The organism is Novosphingobium sp. B-7 (assembly GCF_000410615.1).
GTDB classification, from domain to species: Bacteria; Pseudomonadota; Alphaproteobacteria; order Sphingomonadales; family Sphingomonadaceae; genus Novosphingobium; species Novosphingobium capsulatum.
In genome coordinates, this window is sequence record NZ_APCQ01000087.1 from 1 (window position 1) to 6,087 (window position 6,087).

At 68.2% G+C, this 6,087-nt stretch carries 5 protein-coding genes; 4 read left to right on the forward strand and 1 reads right to left on the reverse strand.

Features of this window, described 5'->3' with window-relative positions; translation table 11 throughout:
• The 4 genes from H926_RS32885 to H926_RS0100815 all read left to right on the forward strand — a co-directional run.
• On the forward strand, nt 1-281 hold a 281-nt coding region (locus H926_RS32885; RefSeq protein WP_043607144.1), incomplete at its 5' end, for a hypothetical protein.
• A complete protein-coding gene (gene hemN / locus H926_RS0100805) occupies nt 271-1,674 on the forward strand; it encodes an oxygen-independent coproporphyrinogen III oxidase (protein WP_237740952.1) in 1,404 nt (467 codons plus the stop codon). The genes H926_RS32885 and hemN, both read left to right, overlap by 11 nt.
• A gap of 139 nt (nt 1,675-1,813) precedes the next feature.
• Nucleotides 1,814-2,431 (forward strand): bifunctional 4-hydroxy-2-oxoglutarate aldolase/2-dehydro-3-deoxy-phosphogluconate aldolase, encoded by a 618-nt coding sequence (gene eda, locus H926_RS0100810; RefSeq protein WP_022674609.1) that lies wholly within the window; start codon nt 1,814-1,816, stop codon nt 2,429-2,431.
• An 87-nt stretch (nt 2,432-2,518) separates the two neighbouring features.
• Nucleotides 2,519-5,305 carry a phosphoenolpyruvate carboxylase gene (locus tag H926_RS0100815; protein ID WP_028657407.1) on the forward strand — a complete coding sequence of 929 codons (2,787 nt, stop codon included), beginning with the start codon at nt 2,519-2,521 and terminating at the stop codon, nt 5,303-5,305.
• 10 nt (nt 5,306-5,315) lie between these two features.
• Here H926_RS0100815 and H926_RS0100820 read toward each other — a convergent pair.
• Nucleotides 5,316-6,087, reverse strand: a 772-nt coding sequence (locus H926_RS0100820) for an FUSC family protein (protein ID WP_022674611.1), incomplete at its 5' end; no start/stop codon positions are given.

The following is a 6,087-nucleotide window of genomic DNA, read 5'->3' on the forward strand; positions in this document are numbered from 1 at the left end:
TCCGCCTGTGGCTGGTCACGCCGGCCTGCGCGCTGGCGGTGCTGCGGCTGGGGCTGCCGGCGCCCGCGCTGGCGCAGGTGGGCGATGGCAGTGCCTTTGCCGTGCCGATCTGCGGCGAGGCGGGCCATGTCCTGGTGATCCGCATTCCCGGCCAAGGCCAGCAGCGCAAGCCCCAGGGCGATGGCACCGCGCCGTGTTGCGCGATTTGCCATAGCGCAATGCGCAAGCGCGCCACGGGCGATAGCTGCTGTGGCGAGGAGGACGATGACGATGTCGCTTGAAGCAGGCCCAGCTGCCCAGATGAACACCGCCGTTGCCGCGATTGCCGGGGCGATCCCGCCGCAATCGGGCGAGCGATTCGATGATTGGACCTGGTATCCCGAACTCTTGGCGCGGCCGGTGCCGCGCTATACCAGCTATCCCACAGCGGCCGAATTTGCCGACGCCGATCTGGCCGATGCGCAAGCGCGGGCGCTGGGCCTGCTGCGCGGGCCGGTCTCGCTCTATCTGCATATCCCCTATTGCCAGGAAATCTGCTGGTATTGCGGCTGCAACACTGGTGCTGCCAACCGCAGCCAGCGCCTCGCCGCCTATCTCGGCGCGCTTCACCGCGAGATCGAGATGGTGGCCCAACTGATCGGGCCGCAGGCGCGGATCACGCGGATCGCCTTTGGCGGGGGCAGCCCCAACGCAATTTCACCCACCGATTTCGTGCGGCTGATCGATACGCTCACGCTCAATTTCCGCCTGGCGCGCCCGGTCATCTCGCTTGAACTCGATCCGCGCAGTTTGATGCCGCAATGGTTCACCGCGATCGCCGGGATCGGCGTGATCAAGGCGAGCCTGGGCGTGCAGACTTTCGATCCGCGCGTGCAGGCCGCGATCGGCCGCGTGCAGCCGCAGGACGATATCGCCCGCGCGATGGATGGCCTGCGCGGCGCCGGGGTGGATTCGATCAATTTCGACCTGATGTATGGTCTGCCCCATCAAGACGAGGCCGTGCTCGACCAGACGCTGGATACCGCCATTGCCATGGCGCCCGATCGCGTTGCGCTGTTCGGCTATGCCCATGTGCCGCACGTGGTGCCACGCCAGCGGCGGATCGACGTGGCCGCGCTGCCGGGCCAGCGCACCCGCTTTGCCATGGCCGCGCAAGGATCGGCGCGGCTGCGCGCGGCGGGCTATGACGCGATCGGGTTCGATCACTTTGCCCTGCCGGATGATGACCTGGCCAAGGCGCGCCGCAATGGCACGCTGCGCCGCAACTTCCAGGGCTTTACCGACGACAGCGCCGGCGCGCTGATCGGCCTTGGCGCCTCGTCGGTCGGGGTCTTTCCCGGCCTGCTGGTGCAAAACGAAAAGAATGCCGGGCGCTATCGCCAGCAGCTGGAAAGCGGGCGCCTTGCTGGCACGCGCGGCGTGGTCCAGACGGTGCAGGACCAGCGCCGCGCGGCGGTGATCGAGACGCTGCTGTGCCAGGAGGCGGTAGATCTGCCGGCCGACCTGCTGGACGAAACGCGCGACGGACTGGCGCCGTTCGTGGCCCGCGGCCTGGCACGTATCGAGGGGCAGCGCCTGGTCCTGGCACCGCACAGCGCGCCCTATCACCGCTCCATCGCCGTGCTGTTCGATGCCTATCGCGGCGGTGGGCACCAGTTCAGTTCTGCGGTGTGACTGAAACACGGGGCAGCCAAGCCGCTGGCGCGGTTTTTGCCACACTTTGAGGAAATAGCTATGCGCCCGGTCTGTTAGCGGGTGCACAACTGCGCGTTGAGGGGCTAGGCTTTTCTCCTGCCAAATGCGGGGAGAGTTCATGAAGCCGATCGAAGCCATCATGCGCACGGCGCCTGTCATCCCGGTGCTGGTGATCGATGATGTGGCCCATGCCCTGCCGGTCGCTCGCGCTCTGGTGGCCGGCGGCTTGCGCGTGCTCGAAGTCACGCTGCGCACGCCCGCCGCGCTCGAGGCGATTACCGCGATGAAGAGCGTTGAAGGCGCCATCGTCGGCGCCGGCACGGTGACCAATCCCGATGAACTCAAGGCCGCGATCGACGCCGGGGCCGAGTTCATCGTGTCGCCCGGCCTTACCGATCGCCTGGGCCAGGCGGCGGTGGATGCGGGCATTCCGTTCCTGCCCGGCACGGCCTGCGCCGCCGATATCATGCGCGGCCTTGACCTGGGGCTGACGCATTTCAAGTTCTTCCCGGCGTCCACTTCGGGCGGGTTGCCTGCGCTCAAGGCGCTGGCCGCGCCGTTCTATCAGGCGCGCTTCTGCCCCACCGGCGGGATCAGCGCGGCCACGGCGCCCGAATGGCTGGCGTTCGATCGCGTGCTGTGCGTGGGCGGCAGCTGGGTCGTGCCCAAGGGCGCGCCGGACGAGGCCGAGATCGAGCGCCTGGCGCACGAGGCCTCGGCCCTCGCCAAGGGCTGAGGGGCCCAGGCGCGGGTGGCGGGCAGGAAAGTTCGCTCGACAGGAAAGCCGGATGGCGCAGCAAGGCCAGCAGGGGGGAAACGGCAGATGAAGACCGTCGCAAAGCTTAGGGACCGTTTGCGCAAGCTGCATGAACGGACGTCTGAAACGCCGCTGTTCAATCCGGTTTTTCAGCTGAGCCACGATCTGTCGCGCGATCTGGAAACCGGCGCCCTGTCGCTCGACGACATGGAAGGCCTGGTGGCCGAGCTGGAATGCGAGGCCTTGCAATGCCGCGCTGGACGCCTGCGCCGCTTGGTGGCGCCGACCGATCCGCAGGAAAACCTGTCACGCATCGCGGCCCTGCTGGACGAGGAAGATGGCTTCAGCCAGTTCCGCGCCCGCTGGGAAAAGCCGCTGCTGCACGGCGTGTTTACCGCCCATCCCACGTTCCTGCTCAACCCGGCGCAGGCCGATGCCGTGGCCACCGCCGCGCTGGCCGACGATCCGCTGGCCTCCACGGTCTGCGCGCTGCCGGCCCACGGCCCCAAGATCACGTTGGAATTCGAACACCTTGAGGTGTGCAACGCGATCGAGCGGGCCGGCCGCGCACGCGACCGCATCAACGCCACGCTGCTCTCGCACGCCCGCCAGCGCTGGCCGGGCCGCTGGCTCGATTTCCGCCCGCTGCCGTTCCGCTTTGCCACCTGGGTCGGCTATGACATGGATGGCCGCACCGACATCGGCTGGCACACCTCGATCGCGTTCCGCCTGCGCGAAAAGGCGCGGCGCCTGGGCAGCTATCGTGCCAGCCTGGCTGGCCTGGCGCCCGATCATGCGCTGATCGCCACGCTTGATGCGGCGCAGATCCATGCCTCTGACATGGCGGAGCTGTTTTCCCGCCCGCTCGATACGCCCGAAGCGCTGGCCGCTGCCGCCAATCGCATGACGGCCGACGATCCGGCCAAGCTGCTGAGCCTGACGCCGCTGATCGAGACGCTCGAAGCCGATGCGGCCGGGGCCGAAGATGGCGATCTGGCGGTGGGCCTGGCCACCCTGGCCGGCGCGATGCGCGCCGATGGCCTGGGCATGGGGTGGATCCACTTCCGCGTCAATTCCTCGCAGCTTCACAACGCCTTGCGCCGCCGGATCGACCCGGAAGGCACGCTCGACATCGCCAGCAAGAGCGCGATCTCGCGGCTGCGCGAGCTGCTGGCCGAGGTCAAGCCGCTGCGCGTCAACTTTGCCGCGCTGGCGATCGAGACCAGCACCGCGATCCGCCAGTTCCTGGCGATGGCGCAGATCCTGCACCATATCGATGCCGATGCGCCGATCCGCATGCTGATCGCCGAATGCGAACAGCCGCAGACGGTCTTGGCCGCGCTCTATTTCGCCAAGCTGTTCGGCATCGATGACAAGGTCGACGTTTCGCCCTTGTTCGAAACCGAAACCGCGCTGGAACATGGCGGCCGCTTCCTCGAAGCGCTGCTGGCCGAAGAAGCCTATCGCGATTACGTGCGCCGCCGCGGCCGCGTGTCGATCCAGACCGGCTTTTCCGACGCCGGGCGCTTTATCGGCCAGCTGCCGGCCGCGCTCGCGATCGAGCGCCTGCAAGGCCGCCTGGCTGAAGCGATGACCAACAACGGGCTGGCCGATGTGGCCGCCCTGGTGTTTGACACCCACGGCGAATCCATGGGGCGCGGCGCGCATCCCGCCGGCTTTGCCGATCGCCTGACCTGGCCGCTCAGCCGCTGGGCGCGCCGCCGCTTTGCCAAGGCGGGCATCGCGCTGGAAGCCGAAGCCAGTTTCCAAGGCGGCGATGGCTATCTGTTCTTCCGCAACGACGAACTGGCGCTGGCCACGCTGGCCCGCATCGCCGAAGCCGAAGTGGCGTTCACGGCGCCGGCATCGCGCGATCCGTTCTATGATCGCACCGATCTCAGCCTCGATTTCTATCGCGCGATCCGCCGCGTGCAGCGCGATCACCTGAAAAGCGCGACTTATGCCCGCGCGGTGACCGCGTTCGGCCTGGGCATGCTGACGCCCACGGGCAGCCGCGTCTCGCGCCGCCAGTCCGACATTTCGGCTGACCGCTCGATGAGCCTGCGCCAGATCCGCGCGATCCCGCACAACGCCATCCTGCAGCAGATCGGCTATCCGGTGAACGTGATCGCCGGCGCGGGCACGGCGGCTGGTGACGAGATGGAGGCGATTGCCGAACTCCTGGGCCAGTCTGACCGGGGCAACCAGCTGGTGCGCCTGCTGCGCGCGGCCAATGGCCTGGCCTCGATCAAGACGGTCGCCGCCTATGGCGAGCTGTTCAATTCCGCCTATTGGGCCAGCCGGCCCTATCGCGGCACTGAAACCGCGCTGGAAGCAGCGTGCATGGCCCTGGCCGAATACCTGACCAAGGACGATCGTTCGGGCGTGTTCCGCCGCCTGACCTCGCGCCTGCGGGTGGACTGGATGAAGCTGCACCGCCTGCTGGCGCTAGTGCCGGGCATGCCGTCCGGGCGCGATCCGGTGGTCGATGCCGAACGGCGCAATATCGGCCTGCTGCAGGCCGTGCGACTGTCGCTGCTGATGCACATGTTCCTGCGCGCGGTGCAGGTGCCGCCGTTCTCCCGTTCCAACGACGTGAGCCGCGACGACGTGCTGGAAATGGTGCTGTCGCTGCGCGTGGACGATGCGCTGGCGCAGCTGCGCCGGGCCTATCCGGTGGCGATGCCGCACGTGGCCGATTTCAGCGTGGACGAGCCGAGCGACTTTCCCGATCACGAGGGCGAAGATTATGGCGCGATCCGTGCCCGCTTCATAGACCCGATCGAGCGGGCGCACGCGCTCAACCTGCGCGTGGCCGTGGCCGTGGCCAACTACTTCGGCGCCCACGGCTAAGCCGCCCGGCTCAAATGCCGCGGTTTTCGCCTAGGCGGCGGTGCCATGCCATCGCCGCCGTGCCCGCCAGCATGCGCAAGGTGCCCAGCCCCTGGGCATGGGCCATCGCGCCGCTGGTGCGGTTGATCAGGCCACCCAGATCGTGCAGCGCGGTTTCCGCCTCGATGCTGGCGAGGCCAGCCGCTCGACGCACCGTTTCGATCTCGGCAAAGGGGCGGGCGGCGCTGACCGCGTCGAAATAGGCGCGGTTGGCGGCAATGCCTTCGGCGATGCGCCCGGGCAAGGACGCGCCGAAATCGGGCCACAGCAGGAAGACCGCGAGCAGGGCCGCCAGGCTGCCGATGACATTGTCGATCATCCGCGCCGCGGCAATGCCTTCGCCGGGATGGAGCATGGCCGTGACAATCACGAACAGCATCGTCAGGAACACGACGAACACGGTATAATTCACCGCGCGCAGGGCAATCGCCACGCCGGCCAGCAGCGTGGCGAGGCAGGCGAGTGGCACGGTTTCCGCCCCGCCGAGCAGCAGCAGGGCCGAGGCGAAGAGCCCGCCCAGCACACTGCCCAAAATGCGTTCGAGGCAGCGCGCCCAGGTGACGCGCACCCCGCCTTGCAGGACGACGACGACTGCCATCGCCGCCCAATAGGGATAGCCCAGCCCAAAGGTGAGCGCGGCGGCATAGACCGCCACCAGCCCGGCGGTCTGCCGCAGGGCCTGTTGCACCGCCGCGCGCGACAGGGGGCGGGCGCGCAGCACACCGCCCGCTGACGGCAGCGGT